Here is a 1,281-nt window from a genome sequence, read left to right on the forward strand (position 1 = left end):
TTGTTGTTGTTCCATTTGGCATTACAAAGTGGTCATTGTCAAGTACGCTTGGCGTTGTACGGGTGCCCGTACCTGTTACCACCAATGGGTCTGGATTTACCACCAATGTAGGCTGTTGTGGAACTACTGTAAAGGTTACTGTTCCGCTGGTACATTCTGTAGGTGTTGCTACAGTACATACATCGTAAGTAATCGTATACAAACCTGGTGCAGCATTATCTGGTATGGTAATAGTACCATTAGGATTTACTGTTGGCACTGGATAACCAGGACGAGTAGGCGTTACTACCACATTAGTAATTGTTACGTTGCTACCTGTTGCACTTGTTGTGCTACCGTCAGGATTTACTACATCGTCATTGTCTAATATACTTGGCGTAGTACGTGTGCCTGTTCCTGTTACAGTAAAGCTATCAGGGCGTATTACCGGCGCTGGCTGTTTCACTGTCAAGGTCGCTGTTGCACTCACACAAGTACCCGATACCACACAAGCATCATAAGTAATAGTATACAAACCTGGTCTTAAACCATTTGGTACTGTTATCGTACCGTCAGGGTTCAACGTTGGCGACAAAGTACCTGGCGTGCTTGGTGTTACTACTACGTTGTTTATCGTTACCGATGAAGTAGTTACACTTGTTGTTGTTCCATTTGGCATTACAAAGTGGTCATTGTCAAGTACGCTTGGCGTTGTACGGGTGCCCGTACCTGTTACCACCAATGGGTCTGGATTTACCACCAATGTAGGCTGTTGTGGAACTACCGTAAAGGTTACTGTTCCGCTGGTACATTCTGTAGGTGTTGCTACAGTACATACATCGTAAGTAATCGTATACAAACCTGGCGCAGCATTATCTGGTATGGTTATAGTACCATTAGGATTTACTGTTGGTACTGGGTAACCAGGACGAGTAGGTGTTACAACCACATTAGTAATTGTTACGTTGCTACCTGTTGCACTTGTTGTACTGCCGTCAGGATTTACTACATCGTCATTGTCTAATATACTTGGCGTTGTACGTGTGCCTGTACCTGTTACAGTAAAGCTATCAGGGCGTATTACTGGCGCTGGCTGTTTCACTGTCAAGGTCGCTGTTGCACTCACACAAGTACCCGATACCACACAAGCATCATAAGTAATAGTATACAAACCTGGTCTTAAACCATTTGGTACTGTTATAGTACCGTCAGGATTCAATGTAGGTGACAAAGTACCTGGCGCACTTGGTGTTACTACTACGTTGTTTATCGTTACCGATGAAGTAGTTACACTTGTTGTTG

At 44.0% G+C, this 1,281-nt stretch carries 1 pseudogene; it reads right to left on the reverse strand.

The features are described from left to right. Window positions 1–1,281: pseudogene (locus J4N46_RS12545) on the reverse strand (gliding motility-associated C-terminal domain-containing protein); the annotation flags it as partial.

This window comes from Capnocytophaga bilenii (assembly GCF_017565765.1).
GTDB classification, from domain to species: domain Bacteria; phylum Bacteroidota; class Bacteroidia; order Flavobacteriales; family Flavobacteriaceae; genus Capnocytophaga; species Capnocytophaga bilenii.